The sequence below is a fragment of the [Scytonema hofmanni] UTEX 2349 genome, assembly GCF_000582685.1.
Classification (GTDB): Bacteria; Cyanobacteriota; Cyanobacteriia; order Cyanobacteriales; family Nostocaceae; genus Hassallia; species Hassallia hofmanni.
Genome location: NZ_KK073768.1, coordinates 1,622,815 through 1,643,369, shown reverse-complemented (window position 1 = coordinate 1,643,369; position 20,555 = coordinate 1,622,815). Strand labels below are relative to the sequence as shown.

The 20,555-nt window shown below is 42.7% G+C and carries 22 protein-coding genes and 2 pseudogenes; 15 read left to right on the top strand and 9 right to left on the bottom strand.

The window, feature by feature from the left end; translation table 11 throughout:
- Nucleotides 1–113 precede the first annotated feature (113 nt).
- Genes TOL9009_RS0112475 through TOL9009_RS0112460 form a run of 4 tightly spaced genes read left to right on the top strand, consistent with a single transcriptional unit; the run spans nt 114 to nt 1,304 of the window.
- On the top strand, nt 114–341 hold the full coding sequence (locus tag TOL9009_RS0112475; protein WP_029633106.1) for a type II toxin-antitoxin system HicA family toxin: 228 nt from the start codon (nt 114–116) through the stop codon (nt 339–341).
- Nucleotides 338–562: a type II toxin-antitoxin system HicB family antitoxin gene (locus TOL9009_RS0112470; protein WP_029633105.1), complete on the top strand. Its 225-nt coding sequence runs from the start codon at nt 338–340 to the stop codon at nt 560–562. The genes TOL9009_RS0112475 and TOL9009_RS0112470 overlap by 4 nt, the downstream gene beginning before the upstream one ends.
- A gap of 25 nt (nt 563–587) precedes the next feature.
- Nucleotides 588–842 (top strand): hypothetical protein, encoded by a 255-nt coding sequence (locus tag TOL9009_RS0112465; protein ID WP_029633104.1) that lies wholly within the window; start codon nt 588–590, stop codon nt 840–842.
- A 9-nt stretch (nt 843–851) separates the two neighbouring features.
- Entirely contained in the window at nt 852–1,304 is a 453-nt protein-coding gene (locus tag TOL9009_RS0112460) for an HNH endonuclease (protein ID WP_029633103.1), read from the top strand.
- 459 nt (nt 1,305–1,763) lie between these two features.
- Here the strand turns inward: TOL9009_RS0112460 and TOL9009_RS49285 are convergent, their stop codons facing one another.
- Nucleotides 1,764–1,886 (bottom strand): hypothetical protein, encoded by a 123-nt coding sequence (locus TOL9009_RS49285; RefSeq protein WP_260675992.1) that lies wholly within the window; start codon nt 1,884–1,886, stop codon nt 1,764–1,766.
- Between TOL9009_RS49285 and TOL9009_RS43405 the strand changes: the two are divergent.
- The 5 genes and pseudogenes from TOL9009_RS43405 to TOL9009_RS0112435 form a co-directional block, all read left to right on the top strand.
- A pseudogene (locus TOL9009_RS43405) lies at nt 1,828–2,028 on the top strand (hypothetical protein); the annotation flags it as partial. The gene TOL9009_RS49285 and the pseudogene TOL9009_RS43405 sit on opposite strands and share 59 nt — an antisense overlap.
- Nucleotides 2,029–2,214: 186 nt before the next feature.
- Nucleotides 2,215–3,090 carry an ABC transporter ATP-binding protein gene (locus TOL9009_RS0112450; protein ID WP_029633101.1) on the top strand — a complete coding sequence of 292 codons (876 nt, stop codon included), beginning with the start codon at nt 2,215–2,217 and terminating at the stop codon, nt 3,088–3,090.
- A 16-nt stretch (nt 3,091–3,106) separates the two neighbouring features.
- On the top strand, nt 3,107–3,691 hold the full coding sequence (locus tag TOL9009_RS0112445) for a 5-formyltetrahydrofolate cyclo-ligase (protein WP_029633100.1): 585 nt from the start codon (nt 3,107–3,109) through the stop codon (nt 3,689–3,691).
- Nucleotides 3,692–3,934: 243 nt separating this feature from the next.
- Nucleotides 3,935–4,381, top strand: a complete 447-nt coding sequence (locus tag TOL9009_RS0112440) for a DUF29 domain-containing protein (RefSeq protein ID WP_029633099.1) — start codon at nt 3,935–3,937, stop codon at nt 4,379–4,381.
- Between the two features lie 161 nt (nt 4,382–4,542).
- Nucleotides 4,543–5,373, top strand: coding sequence for a carbohydrate ABC transporter permease (locus tag TOL9009_RS0112435; RefSeq protein WP_029633098.1), 831 nt, complete (start codon nt 4,543–4,545; stop codon nt 5,371–5,373).
- 205 nt (nt 5,374–5,578) lie between these two features.
- Here the strand turns inward: TOL9009_RS0112435 and TOL9009_RS0112425 are convergent, their stop codons facing one another.
- Nucleotides 5,579–6,253 (bottom strand): sugar transferase, encoded by a 675-nt coding sequence (locus TOL9009_RS0112425; RefSeq protein WP_398344490.1) that lies wholly within the window; start codon nt 6,251–6,253, stop codon nt 5,579–5,581.
- A gap of 307 nt (nt 6,254–6,560) precedes the next feature.
- Nucleotides 6,561–10,496, bottom strand: a complete 3,936-nt coding sequence (locus tag TOL9009_RS0112420) for a hypothetical protein (protein WP_029633096.1) — start codon at nt 10,494–10,496, stop codon at nt 6,561–6,563.
- Between the two features lie 152 nt (nt 10,497–10,648).
- Here TOL9009_RS0112420 and TOL9009_RS48420 point away from each other — a divergent pair, with 152 nt between their 5' ends.
- The 4 genes from TOL9009_RS48420 (at nt 10,649) to cobT (ending at nt 13,831) form a co-directional block, all read left to right on the top strand.
- Complete coding sequence (locus TOL9009_RS48420; RefSeq protein WP_221928645.1) at nt 10,649–10,789, top strand: hypothetical protein; 141 nt, start codon at nt 10,649–10,651, stop codon at nt 10,787–10,789.
- Between the two features lie 260 nt (nt 10,790–11,049).
- Nucleotides 11,050–11,730, top strand: a complete 681-nt coding sequence (locus TOL9009_RS0112415; RefSeq protein ID WP_029633095.1) for a Crp/Fnr family transcriptional regulator — start codon at nt 11,050–11,052, stop codon at nt 11,728–11,730.
- Between the two features lie 12 nt (nt 11,731–11,742).
- On the top strand, nt 11,743–12,462 hold the full coding sequence (locus tag TOL9009_RS0112410) for a DUF2232 domain-containing protein (protein WP_038296315.1): 720 nt from the start codon (nt 11,743–11,745) through the stop codon (nt 12,460–12,462).
- A 181-nt stretch (nt 12,463–12,643) separates the two neighbouring features.
- Nucleotides 12,644–13,831, top strand: coding sequence for a nicotinate mononucleotide-dependent phosphoribosyltransferase CobT (cobT, locus tag TOL9009_RS0112405; RefSeq protein WP_029633093.1), 1,188 nt, complete (start codon nt 12,644–12,646; stop codon nt 13,829–13,831).
- A 367-nt stretch (nt 13,832–14,198) separates the two neighbouring features.
- Here cobT and TOL9009_RS0112400 read toward each other — a convergent pair whose 3' ends face one another.
- The 3 genes from TOL9009_RS0112400 to TOL9009_RS50180 form a co-directional block, all read right to left on the bottom strand.
- Nucleotides 14,199–14,573 carry a hypothetical protein gene (locus tag TOL9009_RS0112400; protein WP_029633092.1) on the bottom strand — a complete coding sequence of 125 codons (375 nt, stop codon included), beginning with the start codon at nt 14,571–14,573 and terminating at the stop codon, nt 14,199–14,201.
- A gap of 300 nt (nt 14,574–14,873) precedes the next feature.
- On the bottom strand, nt 14,874–15,053 hold the full coding sequence (psb34, locus tag TOL9009_RS0112395) for a photosystem II assembly protein Psb34 (RefSeq protein WP_029633091.1): 180 nt from the start codon (nt 15,051–15,053) through the stop codon (nt 14,874–14,876).
- Between the two features lie 173 nt (nt 15,054–15,226).
- Nucleotides 15,227–17,269 carry a thiazole synthase gene (locus TOL9009_RS50180; protein WP_029633090.1) on the bottom strand — a complete coding sequence of 681 codons (2,043 nt, stop codon included), beginning with the start codon at nt 17,267–17,269 and terminating at the stop codon, nt 15,227–15,229.
- An 82-nt stretch (nt 17,270–17,351) separates the two neighbouring features.
- Here TOL9009_RS50180 and TOL9009_RS47215 point away from each other — a divergent pair, with 82 nt between their 5' ends.
- Complete coding sequence (locus TOL9009_RS47215; protein WP_186227543.1) at nt 17,352–17,477, top strand: histidine kinase; 126 nt, start codon at nt 17,352–17,354, stop codon at nt 17,475–17,477.
- 7 nt (nt 17,478–17,484) lie between these two features.
- On the opposite strand, the gene TOL9009_RS0112385 is transcribed toward TOL9009_RS47215, so the two are convergent.
- On the bottom strand, nt 17,485–17,829 hold the full coding sequence (locus tag TOL9009_RS0112385) for a hypothetical protein (RefSeq protein ID WP_029633089.1): 345 nt from the start codon (nt 17,827–17,829) through the stop codon (nt 17,485–17,487).
- A 30-nt stretch (nt 17,830–17,859) separates the two neighbouring features.
- Nucleotides 17,860–18,186, bottom strand: a pseudogene (locus TOL9009_RS43395) (2Fe-2S iron-sulfur cluster-binding protein).
- A gap of 70 nt (nt 18,187–18,256) precedes the next feature.
- Here TOL9009_RS43395 and cimA point away from each other — a divergent pair.
- A complete protein-coding gene (gene cimA, locus TOL9009_RS0112380; RefSeq protein WP_029633088.1) occupies nt 18,257–19,996 on the top strand; it encodes a citramalate synthase in 1,740 nt (579 codons plus the stop codon).
- A gap of 209 nt (nt 19,997–20,205) precedes the next feature.
- On the opposite strand, the gene TOL9009_RS0112375 is transcribed toward cimA, so the two are convergent.
- Nucleotides 20,206–20,439 (bottom strand): hypothetical protein, encoded by a 234-nt coding sequence (locus TOL9009_RS0112375; protein WP_029633087.1) that lies wholly within the window; start codon nt 20,437–20,439, stop codon nt 20,206–20,208.
- Between the last annotated feature and the right edge of the window lie 116 nt (nt 20,440–20,555).

The window sequence follows — 20,555 nt, the reverse complement described above, 5'->3', positions numbered from 1 at the left end:
GGGAGGGGAGCTAAAGCGTAGCTTTGGCGGGGTGGGGTTCTTGGGTTTTAAGAAGTAATCAAGCGGACATGATATAAGTCACCAGAGCCGATAAAGTTGAAGAATATGGGGATATGCCCAAGAAAATTAGAGAACTCAAAACTCTGTTGTTAGAAGCAGGGTTTATTTATAAACCTGGTAAAGGTAGCCACACTAACTGGTTTCATCAACTGCTACCGGGAAGAGTAACTTTATCTGGTAAAGATGGGAATGATGCGAAACCTTACCAAGAAAAAGACGTTAATAATGCACTTCAAAACCTAGAAGAAATCAAAAAAGCTCAAGAGGAAGAACAAGAATGAATTCTCATTATACTATTATTATTCAATGGTCTGACGAAGATAACTGTTATGTTGTCAGCCTTCCTGAATGGGGAGAATTTTGTCATACCCACGGAGACACTTACGAGGAAGCTGTTAAGAATGCTCAAGAAGTTTTAGAAATGCTCGTTGAGTCATCGTTAGAAGACGGTACACCTTTACCAGAACCGCAAACATTAACAAAGACATTTAAAGTAGCATAAATATTGATTCGATGAAAGAGGGATTATGACCACATCTGTAAATACAACCAAAGTCTACGACGAAATTATTGACTTTATTGCTGGGGGAACTACACCCCAAAGTGTTATAGATTTTAAATTATCACATGCAGCCCAGGAGCGTTTAGAAGATTTGGTTTACGCACACCAAACCGGAGAACTGACACCAGAGGAAAAAAAAGAGCTAGATCAGTTCCTCACCTTAGAGCATATAATGAGGTTGGCAAAAGCACGCGCTTACAAGTACATTACAGCCGAGTAATTATAAGAAGTGTCCCGACCTTACGTTAGTTTAGAACTTCGCCGTTTAGTTGCCGATCGCGCTGATTGTTTGTGCGAATACTGCCTAATTCCAAATACAAACGGCGTAAGCTTTCAAGTTGACCACATTATCAGTGTAAAACACAGTGGTTCAACTACAGCAGATAATTTGAGCTATGCCTGTATTTATTGTAATCTCCAAAAAGGCAGCGATTTAGGCTCTATTAATTGGCAGACTGGGGAACTTGTCCGCTTTTTTAACCCCCGTCGAGACTTTTGGGGAGAACATTTCCGCTTAAATGAAGCTGTAATTGAGCCTTTAACGGATATTGGTGAAGTAACTGTACGTATCTTTGATTTTAACAACGCCGATCGCATTCTTGAACGGCAAGCATTGATGGAAGTTAATAGATATCCATCAGAATCAGCGCTCCGACGGATAATTAAGCAGACGGAAGAATGAAGACGCAATGTAGTAAGGACTTCAGTCCTTAATCTTTGTTATGAGCGGTGAACCTCTCACTACGAAATCGCTTTAATCGAACACACGTAGAGACGTAGCACTGCTACGTCTAATCAAAGTTTTAGGTTTTATATATGTACTTCCTAAGGAGTGAAATCTGCTGTAAATACTCGTCGATGAGTTTCGGAAGGAGATTCATCAGTCTTTGACACTCGTCGATGAGTCTCGGAAGGAGATTCATTAGTTTTTGATACTCATTGATGAGTGTTGGAAGGAGATTCATCAGTCTTTGATACTCGTCGATGAGTCTCGAAAGGAGATTCACCAGTCTTTGATACTCATCGATGAGTGTTGGAAGGAGATTCATCAGTCTTTGATACTCGTCGATGAGTCTCGAAAGGAGATTCATCAGTCTTTGATACTCGTCGATGAGTCTCGCAAGGAGATTCATTAGTTATTTTAAATTGCGATCGCATGAATTGAGCTATTGTGTTTTAAGTAGGTGGGCATAAATAAACCTAATAAAAATGCCACTGCGGGTTGTTTAGTGGGACGCAGACGTGAAGGACAAAGCGAATTCATGGCAATCATAAAAGGCGATCGCCGTTATGTGAGTAATCCTCACTATGTTTTCTACACCACAGTTATTCCCAGCGATGATTTAGTCAAGGCATTCGGGGGAAAGGGCAAGAAATATTTCTCCCCCTGTTCAAATCCCCATTAGACATAGAAAGTAGAAATTAAACATGCCTTATCCAAAATCCTTAGAGACGTAGCACTGCTACGTCTCTACATTCTTTGTCTATTGTCAAATTGCCGCTTTCATCTTTAAGAATTCTCCTGATTGAAGTAAGTGTACTGGCGGCAAAAATGCTACTTTAAGGATGAATTCAAAGAATGCAAAGTATCCATGACCGCTGCTGTCTACCTAGAAAACGTTTACAAGCTATATAATAAGGTGCCTGTGGTGAATGACCTTTCATTCACAATTGAAGCTGGTGAGATATTTGGTCTACTCGGTCCCAATGGTGCAGGTAAATCTACGACAATTCGGATGCTAACCACCTTAACCAAACCATCCCAAGGACGGATTGAAGTATCTGGATATGACGTGGTAAAACAACCGATATTGGCAAAGCAAAGCATTGGTGTCGTTTTGCAACAAACCAGTGTAGATGCAGATTTAACAGTATGGGAAAATATGGAGTTGCACGGAAGGCTACATCACATTGCCAATCCACAGCGACAGCGAGTAATCAATCAATGGCTAGATTATGTAGAGCTAGCAGATAGACGCGATAGTTTAGTAAAAACTTTGTCTGGGGGGATGAAGCGACGGTTACAGATAGCCAGAGCTTTGTTGCATCAACCGCAAATTCTTTTTTTAGATGAACCGACGGTAGGACTAGATCCGCAAACAAGACGGCGCCTTTGGGAAATTATTCGAGATTTGAATAAGCAAGGAATGACGATGCTACTAACGACCCATTATATGGATGAGGTCGAATATTTGTGCGATGCTTTTGGTGGTGACAAGCCAGGACGCATTGGTATTATGGATGGGGGAAAGCTGATTTCTTTGGGAACTCTACAACAGTTGCGCTCGGATCATGGTCAAGGTTTGGTGATGAAGCAAGTTGGCGATCGCACTGAATATCAGTTTTTCCCGACTCTTGAAGATGCTAATGTTTATCTAGATCAACAACAAGATAAAATCGGCATGATGGTGCGTGCTTCTAATTTAGAAGATATTTTCGTGGATCTCACAGGACGCCAATTAGATTAAAAGAAAATTTCTGTAAATGCAAAAAGCAGAATTACGCCGATCGCTTCTCAAAACACGTCAATCAATGTCGGTAGCAGAATGGAAACTTTATAGCGATCGCATCTGCACTTACATAACTACTTCACCGCTTTTTACCCAAGCAAAAACAATCCTCGCTTATTTCAGTTTCCGCCAAGAACCTGATCTAAGTCCACTGTTTGCAGATATTTCTTTTGACGGTGGTCAAGATACCCAAATTACAAAAAGATGGGGATTTCCCCGGTGCGTTGGTGACTCGCTTTCCTGGCATCTCTACACCAAAGATTCCCTACAAAAAAACGTTTATGGTATTATCGAACCTCATGCCGACGCACCAACTATAAAGCCTGGGGAAGTGGATTTGATGATTATTCCCTGCGTAGCTTGCGATCGTCAAGGATATCGCTTGGGTTATGGGGGTGGATATTACGATCGCCTGCTGAGTTCTCCTGAATGGGCTACAAAGCCGACTATCGGAATTGTATTTGATTTTGCCTATCTACCACACCTACCAATTGAACCTTGGGATCAGCCGTTACAAAATGTTTGTACTGAAATGGGGTTGACAAAAGTTAGGAGTTAGGAATTACTTTCTCAATTCCGTGCTAGCCTCACCAGTACAATAGGACAAGGAACCAAAATTATGGTATGGCGATTCCCAGATTTATGAGGTAAAGAAAGAATTAACCGCAGATGAAGATAGATAAACGCCGATGGACGCAGATAAATTTGTACCTGAGCAGACTAGGAAACGCTATATCAGTGCCTATTTAAGAAAAGTGATTAATTACTGAGTGGTCGCATCTAGAAAGTTGAGAAAAGAAAAATGATTAGAATGACTAATCAGCGCAAACTTTACAAACAAGATATTGTGGCATGGTGTGACGACACTGTAACCAAACTGAAAGCAGGTCAATTTGACGAAATTGACATGGACAGTCTAATTGAGGAGATTGAAGGATTGGCAGGGCGCGATCGCCGAGAGCTAAAAAATCGCTTTAGAGTCTTACTCGCGCATCTGCTCAAACGAATATATGTGGAGTCTCTAGAGGACTATCGCGGTTGGGAAATCACAATTCGAGAGCAACGACAACAACTCCTTGATCTGCTTGAACAATCGCCAACTTTGCGAAATGAAGTTGCGGCTATTTTCTCAAAATGTTGGAATGAAGCATTAGCAAGCGTCAGAGAAGATTATCCTCAAGGGGAATTTCCAGATGAATGGCAATTCAACCGCGAGATTGACGGGCTGCTGAACGAGAAATTTTGGTAAGCCGAGCTGACCACTATTGCTACATAACTAGTACAGCACGGCGTAAATAAACCAACCATTTTCAATCGCTAAAAAGCTTGCTCCATATGACTTTTGACTTTTGACTTTTGACTTTTGACTTCCGCCTTGCGGTACTAGATATACTTGTTCGCTTTTCAAATATGACAAAAATTAAAAGTAAAAATTGGTTATGGATGTATGTGTTATTAGGAGCGATCGCTTTAATTACGCTGTTTCCTTTGCTGTGGCTTTTGAGTACCGCGTTGAAATCGCCAACAGAAAATATCTTTGCGACACCGCTGCAATTATTGCCTAATCAACCTACTTTAAATAACTTTGTTTCTGTTTGGCAATCTCTACCTTTTGGGCAATACTTATTCAACAGTACATTAGTGGCGGTGCTGACTGTGGGTTTAAATGTACTATTTTGCGCTGCTTCAGCTTACCCGATAGCTCGATTGTCCTTTCCCGGACGAGACTGGATTTTTGTGGCGATCGTCTCGACGATTATGATTCCCTTCCAAATTGTGATGATTCCCCTGTACATTTTGACAGTGCAAATGGGCTTAAGAAACACTTATTTGGGAATGATTTTTCCTAACTTGGCTTCTGCATTTGGGATTTTTCTATTGCGGCAAGCTTTTATTAGTGTTCCTAAAGAGATGGAAGAAGCTGGTAGAATGGATGGCTGTTCAGAGTTAGGCTTGTGGTGGCATATTATGTTGCCAGCGATTCGCCCAGCTCTAGTAACTTTGGCTATTTTCGTATTTATTGGTTCTTGGAGTGACTTTATTTGGCCCCTAATTGTTATCCAAGATGAACAGTTATACACTCTACCTTTGGGAGTCGCTAAATTAGCGGGTACATTTTCTTTAGATTGGCGGTTGGTAGCTGCTGGTTCGGTAATTTCAATTGCGCCGGTGCTGATATTATTTTTGTTTTTACAACGTTATATTGTACCGACGGAAACTGATGCAGGTGTGAAAGGTTGAATAATGGAAAGTTATTTAATGCGTGAATTGGAAGATAGGAAGAATTTAGGCTTTGTTAATGGAAAACGAGCAGCAGATTGCGTTTTTATGGAATAGACGTAGAGACGTTCCGGCGGAACGTCTCAGAGCGGGTTTTGGGTTTTATGCATGTACCTCCTAAGGAGTGAAATATGCTGTAGCTTGAGAGAGTTTTAGGTAAGTTTTATTAATAAGCACCGCTTTTTTTAAAGACTACCCAAACAGTTTTGACTAGAAGAGTTAAATCGTAGAGAATAGACCACTTACGCTGATAGTCAATATCCATGTTGACGATAGTTTCAAAGTCGTTAATGGAGGAACGACCATTAGCTTGCCATTCGCCGGTAATGCCTGGTTTAACTCGCAATCTTTGCCAGTGATATGGTTCGTATTGGCTTACTTCGTCAGGAGTGGGTGGACGAGTACCAACTAAACTCATGTCTCCAATTAATACGTTCCAAAATTGAGGAAATTCGTCTAAACTGGTGCGACGCAAAAATTTACCGACACGAGTAATGCGAGGATCGTGAATAGATTTAAAAATGTGACCTTTTGCCTCGTTTTTTACTAGATGCTTGAGTTTATCGGCACCAACGATCATTGAGCGAAATTTCCACATGCGGAAGGGTTTTCCGTTAAGACCGCAGCGAATTTGAGAATAAAATATGGGACCTGGGTTGTCAATTTTGTTGGCGATCGCTACTGGAACTGCCACCACAACTGTAACTATCAACCCGATAATGGCTCCAAAAATGTCAATTAATCGTTTGACAATGCTTACTGTTGATGCGTGTATAGGATGATTCAGAACTACGAAATCATCCACAGCATTAATATCTGTATAAGAAGTACAAGTAGACACGGCTATAATTCGGTTTTTACTGTTTTAGATGTTGATAAATGCTAATATAAACAAAAAATTTTTTTGCGTAAATGCCGAAACGCTAATTTTATCTAATCTTTCAATTACTCAGGGCTTTTTAAATCTTCAGTATTTTATCGTAAGTAAATGCATAAGAAAATAACACGCAATTTAAATAAAGGCGAAGAAAAGTAAATATTTGTACTTAGTCTCATTGCGGTTATGTAACAATACAGTTGAGTTAAGCCTGATCGGACGAGTGTAGAGACGCGACCAGTCGCGTCTCTACAGGTCTAAAAATTAACACTTAATTTCTGACAAGTACGAAATTAACTGTGTAAGGTTCCTCAAAGGATTGTTGATTACTGGCTTTGATCGCATCGAGATAGCGACGCAGAGCCTGTAGTTGTCGGGAATTGGGACGATAGCTAAGGCTACCTTGTTTGTCAAAAAGCGGTTCGGCAGCGATCGCTTTATAGTCAGGATTTTCTTTTGAAGTTTGAGTTAACCAGTTGGAGTCTTGCCCAGAAGGAATCAAACCAGGAGGTAACTCACCTTCCAAAAAAGCCAGCAAGCGTTGCTGACAAGCACGGGTATTGATGCCCTGATTCTCGAATAACTGAATAACTTCGTTAAAAGATAGCGATCGCTCTGGCATTAGTCGCAGCAATTCACTAAACAAGAAATAATCTGTATACTGTTGTTTGGCTACCTCTACAACTTGGGGATGCAAAGGCAACATTGCCAAACCATAAGCAACCCGGCTACAAGTGGCAGCACCGTCAGTGGTAGATAAATCTTGAATAATCTTAGCGTTGGGGAGTTTTTGCCGCAGCCAACTCTTCACAGCACTACAATTTGCTACTCCACCGGTGAGTATAGCTTGATTAATTGCTTCTGTAGGAATTCCCTTCGCTACTAATAATCTGTTAAGTTCTCGGTTGAGACGCCGCACAAACGGAACAAATACCTGAGCCTCTAAATCTCGCCGATGCAACACCCATCGCTGATCTGCCAATTCCAAAGTAAAAGATTCTTGGTGCTGTAAAATCAATTTTAAAGCAAGTCCTGCATCTAATACCGCCTGTCCCAAAAGAGAACTTTCAAGCCGTTGCTGAAGACGAATACGAGTTGTGATATCGGGTTCCCCAGGTCGAGGAAGTTCTAATTCTTCTAAATTCAAACTTGACAGGTGCATCTGATCTAAATCAGGAATTGCTGGTTGCCAATGCAAAGGATTACTGTTAGTAGTTTTACTATCGCCTTCTGTTTGTTGTCGTAGTTGTCGCCATTTTTGGGGAAACAGTAACTGACAGATAATATCTTGCTCAATTCCTTTGCCAGCATAAGCAAAACCGTGGAGCATAAAATTACTGTGTGTTAGTTCTTGCAGGTTTTCTGGCAAATCGACTAACGCCATTTCTGTGGAAGTTGCGCCAATATTAATTGTGAGAGTGCTACCAATCGGACGGCGATCGCTTTGAATTGGTGGAGGAGAACCTTCGGGAACGCTAAATTGTACAGTTTCACCGTTAGCACCGTCAAGTTCACTGAGCAAACTAGCGATCGCTTCTTCCACAAAAAATACTTGTTGTGGATGCTGCACTATTTTGCTGGTAAGTAAAGCTTCGCGGACATTAAAGCGATATTGTTCTGACCAGTTAGATGGACAAGTGCAGATTACACCAGCAATATTATTGATAATTGTCTGAAAACTTTGTTCATCTATACCAACAGCTGCCGCAGTTAAACCAGGTGTAGTGCTTGTGCGATCGCATTTGAGAGTTAAGAGCAATTTCGAGAGCGATCGCACAATCCAAATCAAAGGACCTGCGGAAAATTCATTTAATTGCAATACAGGTTCCCATTTGTCTTGTTCGTTTTTGTAGGCGATCGCTATTTGTAAATAAGGCTTCAACTGCGCTGAATAAACACTGTTTGTTTGCGCTTCGGGAGAATCGCTAGTAGCTAGATCGGACACTTTTTCCGAAGCCACAGCTACTGGTGCGAAGGAGTGGAGTGCTTCTGTGGACATCGAGCTACCAGATACAGAAGCCGCAGGCAAATAAACTTCTGCTGGTAAACGAAACGATGGTTTTAATGAAGTTGCTGCCGATTGTTTTTCTGCTGACCAATAAAGAGGATAGACTACATTTGTGGAGCGATTCAACAGCGCGGCAGAAATTCCAGTTGTACCCAAATCGATTCCCAGATACCAAACTGAACCATCAAGATTGAAGGATTCTGCTTGATTTGTCGAGCCGGAACTTGCTTCATCTGTCGGTTTAGTCTTTTCACTTGACGCCGGGAAAAACTCTAACACCTCGACAACAGACTCAGCCGCAGTCAAAGTATTTTCTGTTATGAATTGATTTTCTAAGTTGATTTCTGGTTGGGATTCAGAATTTAACTGCCGATCAAAATCAGCTAAATCTTGATTTAATTGCTCTAATTGGTCTTCGTCTAAGGAAATATCAAAAACAGAGTCAGCGATCGCTTCAGCTTGAGAGAGTAAATTTTCCTGGGGAGAAGCGCTAATATAGTTTGGTCGCTGTGGTTCTTCATCTTTGGGCATTATTTCCGAATTTTGAATTTCTGAAGTATCTGGCGCTACAGAAATTAACAAGTCGCCCAAGACTGTGATTGTATCGGTAATTGTCGGCTCTTCTACAGGTACAACTGTTAAATCTTCTGCTTGGGGCAAACTCACATCAGTATCATTATCAAATATTAATATTTCCGAAGTATCTGATATTGCTGATGTAGGGTTGCTTGCATCCCCAAGAACTGTTAACTCTTGTACTTGGGGCAAACTCACATCAGTATTATTATCAAATATTAATATTTCTGAAGTATCTGATATTGCTGATGTAGGGTTGCTTGCATCTACAAGATCCGCGTTTAATTCTTGCAGCCAAGGATATAAAGCAACAATGGGAGAATCGAGTTGTTGTACTTCGTTTGTGACGCTTTCTGCCGGGGATGTGGTCAAAGCAGATGCATCATCTGTAACATTTGTTTCTTGATTAATTATTTCCGGGGTGGCTTCATCCCTAATAATCTCTGGTTGGAATTTTGTACCGCTTTCTGGTGGCTGGACGATATTCGATATCGATAAAGGTCTTGAAGCAGTAATAGATAACTTATCTGTAATATCTGAATCTCGATTTGTGTCAATTTTTCGACTTTGCTCGGTGAGATTTTCAGTACCAAACAAACTGGCGTAAAGTTGATCTACTTCATCAACAACTAACTGAGTATTCGGCTGTGATGCGGTTGTTGTTGGAGGATTAGCAGTAACGAGTGAGTTTGGCTCATCCACACCAAAAATTACTGGATCTAGATCCTTTGTCGCGGGGATCTCTTCTTGAATAATTGTAGGTGATGAAGAGGTTTCGTTTTCTCCCCTTAAAGAAGATTGCTGCAACCCAGAAGTCAAATTGTTGACAAAGTTGCTCATCAAGTGTTCTGTTTGCACTCCTTGGCTGTGCATTCTAGCTAATGCTTGAGATAATGAATCGTGGTAAGTGTGAATGTTACGCTGTAGTGCTTCAAAGACGATATTCACAGTTCCATCTAACGATAAAAGACGGCGATCCAACTCCGCAGCAAAGCGTGTTATCTGTTCTACCTGTGTTGATTCTAAAAATGGTGGAGTCGAAGCAGATTCTAATTCTGTTGAGTAATTAGTATCGAGATGCTGGCTGGTGCCTGATGCTAAATTATCTTTTATTTGTGGCGTTATTGGCACTATGCGATTCATCAACACCTGCAAAAATTCCGAAATCATCTGCTCCTGATTTGCTATCTGCTGGGTTAAGGAGTAGTTGTGCAATCGCCGTTGCTCTAATTGTCTGATTTCCTGTACTAAAGTGGCTCGCTCTTGCAACAAAGCTTGTAATTCTCCTTGCAACGGCTGAAGCAATGCGGAAAAATCAATTTTTTGCCCTTGGGGGATTTGGACACTCTGTTGTTGGATTTGATTTGGCTGTGGTGAAGACTCACTATTACCTTGATCGGCAAATTTCGCTAATAAAGGGGATAATTGTGGCGGTTCGGCAAGCTTGTTTTCTGATTCGCTTTCCCTTAATTTGCTGAGAAAGTCGCGAATTCGTTCTAAAACCTGTCTTGGTTCTTGTGCTGCCTGACCGGATAGAACTCTGGGTAAGCGTTTGCCGCTTTTAGCGAATAAGTCGTCAATATCTGCGATTAGTTTTTGTATTTCTTCGGCGCGGGAAGTCACTGTGATTTACCTTAGCTACTACTGTACGTTATCTTTTATAGAAGTTACTTTACCTGAAATAGCATTCGTGGCTGCCACTCCCGCAGGGTACACAGAAGTGGTGGAACAGACGGGAATAATGCATTTTAGCAAGCCACACCGCATTTTCGCTCATGAATAATGATGTCACTTTGAGGGTAACGCAGTCGAGTAACGTTGACAGCAAACAGGAAACATTACCGTTCACGATCGCAGAAAAGATAAAAGAGCCAAAATTAATTATATTTAGTATCATTAATGAAGTTTTGTCTTAAGTGATGATATTTGCAGTTAGGGCAAACAAGAGTGACAATCGCTCCTTGTCGCACTTCACACAAAACTTTCACTTATTTAAAATTTATAGGTAAAGATTTTTCAGAGAAAGGGCAATTTCGCGTTTTTTTGTGTACCATAGTTAAGTTTTATGTTTGTGTTGGGCTGTGCCGCGATCGCCCTACTGCTGAAAATAGCACTTCTTGTTTGTTACATATATTGCAGCTTTAATAAATCTATTGTCATCAAGGACTAATATACTTTGCACGCACCTCCCAATCCCTGGACCGCAAGTGCGCCCTTTTTTCAAGGGTTGCCAGAAGACGTTGTGGAACCAGCCTTAACTCATCTTGTCACCCGCACTCACCCGGCAAATCAAGTCATTCTGCTGGAAAATGACTGGGGAGGTTCTGTATATTTTATTATCGATGGATGGGTAAAAATTCGCACCTACAATTTAGAAGGCAAAGAGGTAACACTAAATATTATCGGCAAGGGGGAATTGTTTGGGGAAATGGCAGCGCTAGATGAAGTGCCTCGTTCAACTGATGTGATTACTCTGACTCCGACGGTGATAGGCAGTATGCCGGCACAGGATTTTGTCAAGTTACTACACACAGAACCCTTGGCAGGGGTTAGATTATCGCAACTAATGGCACGACGCTTGCGTCAAGTAAATCGAAGATTGCGATTGCGCGAATCTGATAGTCAGTCGCGGGTGGCTGACACGTTATTGTTTTTGGCAGAGGGACAGGGAAAAAAAGGACACACAGGAACGGAAATTCCCAATTTACCTCACCGGGAATTAAGTAGTTTGAGTGGACTTGCGCGGGAAACAGTTACGCGAGTATTGACAAAGCTGGAAAAAAAAGGCTTGATTAAACGGGATCAAGACATTATTTGTGTTCCCGATTTGTTAGCCCTAGAAAAGATGATAATTTAACTTGTTATATATATGCCAGATGAACCAGAAGAACGCCACTCTCTTAAATCCCAAATCGAGGCTGATGAATTGTTAGACAAACAAGAAAATTTTAGCCGACAACAGTTAAAAGCTGATGCGCCTTTGCGAATGGTGGAAACGGCATTTTTAGCAAGTGCCTCTAGTTTGATTTGGTTTATTAATAACTACTTTCCGTTAGGACCAGTTTTGCGGATATTTTTTCCTGTGCCGATCGCTTTAGTTTATCTTCGTTGGGGCAACCGCGCAGCATGGATGGCGGCGGTAGTTTCCGGGTTGCTGCTTTCGGTGTTGATGGGACCGGTTCGCAGTTTGCTGTTTGTCATGCCTTTTGCTTTTATGGGAGTGCTTTTAGGGGCAACTTGGCATCGCCGCGTTCCCTGGATTGTTTCTATCACCTTGGGTACGCTTTTAGGTACTTTGGGGGTGTTTTTTCGGGTGTGGTTGTTGTCTGTGTTGTCGGGTGAAGACTTGTGGATTTATTTGATTAATCAGACAACAGATTTTCTGGAGTGGTTATTTTTGAAGCTGGGAATCTTGGCAACTCCCAGTGTATTTTTCATTCAAGTGGGAGCGATCGCCTTAATTATAATTAACAATTTTATCTATCTGTTCGTCGTTCACCTAGCAGCATGGCTATTACTAGATCGTCTCGGCAATCCCATCCCCCGTCCCCCACGCTGGGTGCAAGTTTTGTTGGATAATGAAGGTTAGTTAGTGGTTAGTGGGAATTTGAAGAGGGGCAATTTGAAGAGGGGAAAAGGTTAAGGGGTAAAGGGTAAAGGTATGGAAATAAAAAGTTATTTAAATCACTCCGGGAATATTTTTTCCCCCTTTCCCCTTCCCCTTTCCCCTTTCCCCCTCCTCAAATTACCCATTGCCCAATAACTAACTTATGATTCGCATTTATACCCAAATAGAACAAGGTGAAGCATGGATTAGACGTTATCGCGGTACTTCACCGATTTTTGCCTGTGTATTAGGATTTACCGAAACTTGTTTAATACCGGGAATTTCCGCAGCCGGTCGCACTCCAGAGGATCGGAAATACACAGCAGTTGCTGATGCTGAGTTTTTATACTACGGTGCAGAACGAAAGCCGCAATATCCCTTACCACCTTTGGAGGCTGGCGCGTCACCTGTGCTGATTTCTCGCGCTGTAGTTGAAGCACTCCAGATTCCAGTTTATTTGTTTAATGCTGGCTTACCCCAGCCGCCTGCTGTACCTGTAATTGATTTGGGTGGCTTTCCGGCTAAGTGTTTAAGTCAAGGTGCAGCGATGGATTTAGCAACGGTAAATCATTTGTTAAAGCAAGGGCTGCTTTGGGGTGAACGGCTAAGTGAAAAAATTAAAAATGGGTATCTAATTGTCGGTGAGTGTGTAGTCGGTGGAACTACAACCGCCCTAGCAATTTTAACTGGCTTGGGTATTGATGCAGTGGGCAAAGTTAATAGCAGCCATCCTGTTTGTAACCACACGCAAAAGTGGGCATTGGTGCAGCAGGGGTTGGAGAGGACTCCTTGGGGACAAGGGGACAAGGGGACAAGGGGACAAGGGGACAAAGCTATTGTTTCTGATTTCTCCTTGTCTCCCCCAGTCGATCCTCTACAACTGGTAGCGGGGGTGGGAGATCCGATGCAGGTGGTGGTAGCGGGTATGGCTATTGCAGCGAGTCGGCGTTGTGGTGTAATGCTAGCTGGGGGGACGCAAATGCTGGCAGTTTATGCTTTGATGAATGCGATCGCTCAAGCTTATACTTTACCTTGGCAAAGTTCTTCAGTTGTCGTCGGTACAACTCGCTGGGTAGCAGAAGACCCCTCTGGCGCTACAGTTGAATTAGCTCAACTAATTAATAGAGGTGGAAAAACTCAAAATAATGTTTCTCCACCTCTACTTGCAACTCAATTAAGTTTTGCTAATTCTCGTTATTCCCAACTCCAAGCTTATGAACAAGGTTTTGTAAAAGAAGGTATGGGTGCTGGTGGTGCTTGCATTGCTGCCCATATAAGCCAAGATTGGCGACAAAACCAACTTCTGGCAGCTATTGAAGCCCAACTCGAACGCTTGATCAATAGTCATTAGTCCAGAACTTACGCAACTACGTATTTCCGTCATTGCGACACGAGGAAGCAATCTCAAAGTCTTGTTTTATCGTAACGAGTGGGTAAGTCATATAGTCATTAGTCCAAAGATTTTTGACCCTTGACTATCGACTCTTGACTATAAACAAATACGCTTGGTGTTAAGGATTTTTGGTACTGATTTTTGACCTGTAGAGACGCGATCGGACGAAGTCTCTACACTCGGATTTTAGGCTTACAGCGCTTCCCGCTATTATGCAATACAGTTTTTCTTCTTGCCCCTCTCCTAGCATAGCTTTCAGCTTTGAGGGTGTACCTCATAGCTGCCGGAAGTGCTGTAACACCAAGCGTATTGGACTATAAACTAATTAATGAATTCTTTTGAGCAATAGTTGTTCTTCCAAAGCAGCTATGCGATTATATGCAGCTGTTAATTGTGCTGTCAGGCGTTGGATTTGAATTTCTGGTGTTAAAAGCTTATCTCCAGCTTGCATATTCATTTCTGGATAAATGCCGTCACTCAAAACATCCTTGTGTTCTAAATCTGAATTTAAACGAATTTTTCCTTTTAACTGGTAGCCCCCAGCGTTGTTATTTTCCGAATAATTATCTTTTGCCTCTATTCTTGCTAAAGAACACTCTGATACAGCTTGAGAGACTTTACTATCAAGCTGCTCAATCACCTGATAGAGGGCATCGACTTTATGACCCAAATTTAGGATCTGCTTTTGTAATTGCTCCATTTGATACCCTTGACCACATATTTTATCTATAATATTCAATCTGTTCCCAATGTTAACTATACTTATCAATTATTTAAGTATTCATATTTTCTAAGTAAATTCATTTTTTATCCTTTTTTGGTCAAACCTTTTTCTGACCATTCTTTTTGTTTATCCAGCATCATATTACTTATATGAATCGAATAATTATCTATTACTAAATGAGTGAATCTCCCGCTATATCAGGAGTAACTGATATAGCGGCGGCTTTTTAAATGAGCTTCAACAAGTACGGTACAAAATCAAAAAAACCGTTTCTTCTTAAGCCACATTGGAAACAGAGAAGGCTACGAAAATCAGGCTCGCAACCAAAACTGTAGCGGCAATTCCCAGTAAAATATAGTTGCGCTTTTGTCCGTCGTTGGGAGGTTCCGCTTGATATATCTTTGGTTCACGGGCAAAATTATTGAGACGACCGCCTTCTTCTGTTGTATACGGCATGAATCGATTCCTTACTTCTGTTTGTTTATATAATGTTACAGAAAATTAAGATTTAACTTTACATACTTGATACAAATCTTTACATTTCTTAATAATTATCGTTCTTGCACTTATGAGTTTTGCATTCTTGTGGGCAAGGGAAATTAACTTATTTCTCCCCAACCCAAGCCTGCCTAGCTAGTAATTGTCCCCTGAAGGGGTGAGCTTGCGCTGGCATAATTTTTAATGGGCATTCTGCCGGCAAGATATGCCAAACGACCGGCGACTGCGGCTAAATTCATCGCTTGTGCCATTGCTGAGGAGTTTGGCGACAGAGCGATCGCACTATTAATCAACAAAGCATCTGCACCCATTTCCATCGCTTGGGCTGCCTCTGACGGCGATCCAATTCCCGCATCTACCACCACCGGCACACCAGCGTTTTCAATAATGATCTGAATATTCGCCGTTGTTTTCAGCCCTTGTCCAGATCCAATGGGGGATGCTAAAGGCATTACAGTCGCACAGCCGACTTCTTCCAAGCGAAGAGCTAACATGGGGTCAGCATTGATATAAGGCAATACAGCGAAACCTTCTTTTACCAGTTGTTCTGCCGCTTGCAGCGTCCCGATTGGATCTGGAAGTAAATATTTCGCATCGGGGATCACTTCCAACTTGACAAAATTATTATCTTCTTGTCCTAATAGCTTTGCCATTTCCCGTCCCAAACGGGCAACGCGAATCGCTTCTTCTGCGGTTTGACAACCTGCGGTATTCGGCAACATCCAGATTTTTGTCCAATCGAGTGCTTCAGCTAAATTTTCATGTCCGGGTGCTTTAGTTTGTACCCGTCGCACAGCCACAGTGACAATTTGGCAACCGCTAGCGATGACACTTTGCTGCATTTCCTCAACGCTGCGATATTTACCGGTTCCTGTCATCAACCGAGATTGAAAAGTTTTGCCAGCAATTATTAAAGGTGAATCAAGAATGGCAGAGGGGGGAAGGGGGGGAGTGGGAGAAGGGGGGAGGGGGAAGTGGGTAAGCATTGAAGTGGTAGTAGATGACTTAGCCAGAAATCGCGAATAGTTGAAATGAGAAAGCAGAGAGTCGGATTTTTGCTCACAAACTAAATCGGCAATCAATGTCGCAGTTATCGGCGCAAGCAGAATTCCATTACGATGATGACCAGTAGCTAAAGTTAAATTTTGACAATGACTGGTACCCAAAATAGGTAATTCATCGGGGGTAGTAGGGCGAAATCCCCACCATAATTCCTCAATCGGATAATCTTGTAATTGTGGATATAGGCGGATGGCTGATTGTAGCAACTTTTGAATGCCGGCTGGGGTGTTGTGAGGAGTGAAGCCAACATCTTCGCAAGTTGCGCCTAAAATTATCTGGCGATCGCCAAGCGTGCCGCAGGTATCGCGCCTTGGTACGATGTAAATATCCTGTCCATACAAAATTCGCTTTAAAGGCAATTCTGAAGTAAATTCCGGGACTCGCAAACTCAGCATTTGCCCTTTTTTGGGACGCACGGGCAAGGGTAACAATTCATTTGACCAGGCACCCCCGGCTAAAACATAGTGTTCAGCACGAATTAGCCCAGCGTTAGTTTGTACGCCCACAACCTGACCTTGCTGCTGCTCAATCGCTTCTACTGTAATGCCTTCTTTGAGTTCAACGCCGAGGGATTCTGCCGCTGTCCACAATACCCGCGCTAAAGCCCGATTATCTACTTGTCCATCTTCAGGATACCACCAGCCCCCAACTACTTCATCTGTCAATCCGGGCTGATATTGATGAATTGCTTCTTTATCTAACCAGTAAGCAGAGGAGTGGGAGAGGGGGGGAGTGGGAGAGGGGGGGAAAGAATTGTCCCCTTGTCCCCTTGTCTCCTTGTCTCCTTGTCCCCAATCCCGAGTCCCCAGTCCCCCTTGCCCATAAATTGGTGCTAAAATGCCGCAAGAAGAGTAACCAGTATTTAAGCCTGTAAGGTCTTCTAGTTTGCGTGTCCAGTCGGGATATAAATGACGCGATCGCCTACACAAAGACTGCATCCCCTCAGATGAGATGTTTTCGGCATCTGGTGCTAACATCCCAGCGGCGGCGTGGGTGGCGGCGGCGCTGAAATCGCGGCAAAGTACGGTAACATTGCTTGAGCGCAATTTTAGTTCAATGGCGATCGCTAAACCAATAACGCCGCCACCGATAATTAAAACGTCATTATTCATTAGTTATTAATCATTAGTTATTAGTTCTTAGATACTAACAACTCATAACTCTGAACAAACACTGGGAATTGGGCAATGGGCAATGGGCATGGGGCAATGGAAAAAGGGAAATGCCCCATGCCCAATGCCAAATACCCAATACCCAATGCCAAATACCCAATGCCCCATGCCCCATGCCCAATGCCCCATGCCCAATGCCCAAATCTAAGTAGTTCTTACCATAAAGCGCGAACTGGTCCACTGGAATTTGGATCGGTTGATTGATTGTCGCCTGATTGAGAATTATCAGTGGTTGGGTCTGGAGTGTTATCGGTTTGCTCTTGATTATTTTGGCTAGTTGACTCTTGAGTGTTATTTTGAGCAACGCTATTGCCATTTTCGCCATTGCTACCAGAAGCAGTGCTATTAACGTTAATATTCGCTGGTAAGACTTGCGATCTTCCCTTGACGGTTGGAGCGCTCGCATTTTGTACACCCATAGGAAAGTTTATACCTAATAATGTACCTAGCAAAATTGCCAAGCCTCCAGCCATAAGAATAAGCGGTGTCCATCTACCCATGTTTTTTTCTCCTTTTTAACCTTCTGGTGTTCATACTATTTGAGAACCTTGTCCCCAAAACCCATCAAATTTTGTTACTTTCACATTGCCTAAAACCTTAGTTTGGCTTTTCTAACGTAGGTTTGATGTAGGAGAATGGTAAGGCATGTGCGATCGCCGTGCATCCAGAACGCCAATTAGCCGTTGACACTTCTCCTTCTATTTTGACGGCACAAGTACCACAAGTGCCAATACCCGACACCTGATGAATGATGCACCGCCATTGTAGAGGTCAATACCATTGTGCAGCAAAACTTTGCGTAAGTTTGTACAGCGATTGCACTCAATTGTTTTACCTTGGGCTAGTACCTTAGGCATTTAAATTTCCGAACTGTCTTTTTGTTGTATATTGCCACATCGCTTTGAAAGTTGTCTCTATTTTACTTTTATGACCGAAAATCCCTCACCCCCACTTTGGATCTATGACACCACCCTACGGGATGGCACTCAACGCGAAGGGCTATCAGTGTCCATAGAAGATAAACTACGCATTGCTCGCAGGTTAGATCAGCTTGGTATACCCTTTATTGAAGGGGGATGGCCCGGAGCAAATCCTAAGGATGTACAGTTTTTCTGGCAATTACAAGAAGATCCGCTTAAAAACGCAGAAATTGTTGCATTTTGCTCGACCAGAAGACCAAACATTAGTGTGGCAAATGAGCCAATGCTGCAAGCTATTCTTGCTGCTGGTACTCGTTGGGTGACAATTTTTGGTAAGTCTTGGGATTTACACGTCACAGAAGGTCTGAAGACAAGTTTAGCAGAAAATTTGGCGATGATTCGCGACACGATTGAGTATCTTCGCGTTTCTGGTCGTCGCGTTATATACGATGCAGAACACTGGTTTGATGGCTACAAACACAATCGCGATTATGCTTTAAAGACATTAGAGGCAGCAGCTACGGCAGGTGCTGAATGGCTCGTCCTCTGCGATACTAATGGCGGAACTTTGCCACACGAAATTAGCCAAATTGTCCAAGATGTGGTAAAGGCGAATGGGGCATGGGGCATGGGGCATGGGGGAGGCAGTGCGTTGGACGGGTCTCCCGGCTTAAAGCACCTGCCGGCATGGGGCATGGAAAGAATCTCTAATTCCCAATTCCCAATGCCCAATTCCCAGTCCCCAATTCCCCAAATTGGCATTCACACTCATAATGATTCAGATACGGCAGTTGCTAACGCCTTAGCCGCTGTGATGGCAGGGGCAAGGATGGTGCAAGGTACAATCAACGGCTATGGTGAACGCTGTGGCAACGCTAATTTGTGTTCTTTAATTCCCAATTTGCAACTCAAGCTTGGTTATAGCTGTATAGAAGAAAAGCAGCTATCTCAAATTACAGAAGCGAGTCGCTTTGTCAGTGAAGTTGTCAATTTGGCGCCTGATGAACATGCCCCTTTTGTCGGGCGATCGGCATTTGCCCATAAAGGTGGTATCCATGTTTCAGCGGTAGAACGCAATCCCTTAACTTACGAACACATTCAGCCAGAACAAATCGGTAATCGACGCCGCATTGTTATTTCCGAACAAGCGGGACTAAGTAATGTTTTGGCTAAAGCCCGTAGTTTTGGGATTGAACTAGATAAGCAAAATCCCCAAGCACGGCAAATTCTTCAACGTCTGAAGGATTTGGAGAGTGAAGGATATCAATTTGAGGCAGCGGAGGCAAGTTTTGAGTTGCTGATGCGCGAAGGTTTGGGGAAACGTCCTTTATTTTTTGAAATTAAAGGGTTTCAAGTACACTGTGACTTGGTGGAAGGAAAAGAAACTACCAGCGCTTTGGCGACAGTGAAAGTAACTGTCAACGGTAAAGATATTCTCGAAGCGGCGGAAGGTAACGGTCCTGTTGCGGCTTTGGATGCGGCATTACGCAAAGCTTTGGTGAACTTCTATCCGCAAATTGCTGCTTTTGAGTTAACAGATTACAAAGTGCGGATTCTTAACGGACATACGGGTACAGCAGCGAAAACCCGCGTTTTGGTAGAATCGCGCAATAGCCATCAACGCTGGACGACGGTAGGAGTTTCCACCAACATTTTGGAGGCTTCTTATCATGCGGTGGTCGAAGGGTTGGAATACGGTTTGTTATTGCATTCAAAAGCTGAAGTGGCGCTGAATGCTTCTAGTTGAGGGTATTAGTTTTGTAGTCGGCGCTTCAGCGCTCTTCGCGCTTATTACGGATTTAGCGCTGAAGCGCTTACTAGGAAATCACCAGACAAATATTTGACACTCCCATACCCACACAGCTTAAGCGGCAATTTAGGAAACATACGCACCATTGGGACAGCCTGACTACTAAAATCTTTAAGAACGGTGAAAAAATCGACAAGCGCTATCTTTTATGAGATAGTTTCCCAAGCTTGGGTGACTACTTGACTCAACCAGCGTCGTTGTTGCTTATCCAGCATTTGGTCATCTGCTAAAACCTGAGCTGTTAATTCTTCCAAAGATTGACCTTGAGAGCGGACAATTTTAATTACTCCGGCGATCGCAGCGGCAACCAATTCTTCATCAACGGGGTTTTGTCGTAAGTTAACAATTTCTTGGGGACTGTGTGGGATGGGATAATTCATGGCGTGCGTTTACAGATAATTACAAAATGAAGAACGAATTTGACAAACTATTAAAGTTTCTTTACTGAATCTTTATTCGACTGATAGGGCGGAGTTTACCTTAATTGCTCGCTTTG

Bases quoted from the DNA above. Each gene is read 5' to 3' on its own strand.
- TOL9009_RS0112440 (WP_029633099.1), top strand. From the start codon at position 3,935: ATGATTAGAATGACTAATCAGCGCAAACTTTACAAACAAGATATTGTG.
- TOL9009_RS49285 (WP_260675992.1), bottom strand. From the start codon at position 1,886: ATGAATTCGCTTTGTCCTTCACGTCTGCGTCCCACTAAACAACCCGCA.
- TOL9009_RS0112435 (WP_029633098.1), top strand. From the start codon at position 4,543: ATGACAAAAATTAAAAGTAAAAATTGGTTATGGATGTATGTGTTATTA.
- cobT (WP_029633093.1), top strand. From the start codon at position 12,644: ATGATTCGCATTTATACCCAAATAGAACAAGGTGAAGCATGGATTAGA.
- TOL9009_RS0112475 (WP_029633106.1), top strand. From the start codon at position 114: ATGCCCAAGAAAATTAGAGAACTCAAAACTCTGTTGTTAGAAGCAGGG.
- TOL9009_RS0112445 (WP_029633100.1), top strand. From the start codon at position 3,107: ATGCAAAAAGCAGAATTACGCCGATCGCTTCTCAAAACACGTCAATCA.
- TOL9009_RS0112465 (WP_029633104.1), top strand. From the start codon at position 588: ATGACCACATCTGTAAATACAACCAAAGTCTACGACGAAATTATTGAC.
- cimA (WP_029633088.1), top strand. From the start codon at position 18,257: ATGACCGAAAATCCCTCACCCCCACTTTGGATCTATGACACCACCCTA.
- TOL9009_RS0112400 (WP_029633092.1), bottom strand. From the start codon at position 14,573: ATGGAGCAATTACAAAAGCAGATCCTAAATTTGGGTCATAAAGTCGAT.
- psb34 (WP_029633091.1), bottom strand. From the start codon at position 15,053: ATGCCGTATACAACAGAAGAAGGCGGTCGTCTCAATAATTTTGCCCGT.
- TOL9009_RS50180 (WP_029633090.1), bottom strand. From the start codon at position 17,269: ATGAATAATGACGTTTTAATTATCGGTGGCGGCGTTATTGGTTTAGCG.
- TOL9009_RS47215 (WP_186227543.1), top strand. From the start codon at position 17,352: ATGGGCATGGGGCAATGGAAAAAGGGAAATGCCCCATGCCCAATGCCA.
- TOL9009_RS0112410 (WP_038296315.1), top strand. From the start codon at position 11,743: ATGCCAGATGAACCAGAAGAACGCCACTCTCTTAAATCCCAAATCGAG.
- TOL9009_RS48420 (WP_221928645.1), top strand. From the start codon at position 10,649: ATGAATAATGATGTCACTTTGAGGGTAACGCAGTCGAGTAACGTTGAC.
- TOL9009_RS0112385 (WP_029633089.1), bottom strand. From the start codon at position 17,829: ATGGGTAGATGGACACCGCTTATTCTTATGGCTGGAGGCTTGGCAATT.
- TOL9009_RS0112470 (WP_029633105.1), top strand. From the start codon at position 338: ATGAATTCTCATTATACTATTATTATTCAATGGTCTGACGAAGATAAC.
- TOL9009_RS0112450 (WP_029633101.1), top strand. From the start codon at position 2,215: ATGACCGCTGCTGTCTACCTAGAAAACGTTTACAAGCTATATAATAAG.
- TOL9009_RS0112375 (WP_029633087.1), bottom strand. From the start codon at position 20,439: ATGAATTATCCCATCCCACACAGTCCCCAAGAAATTGTTAACTTACGA.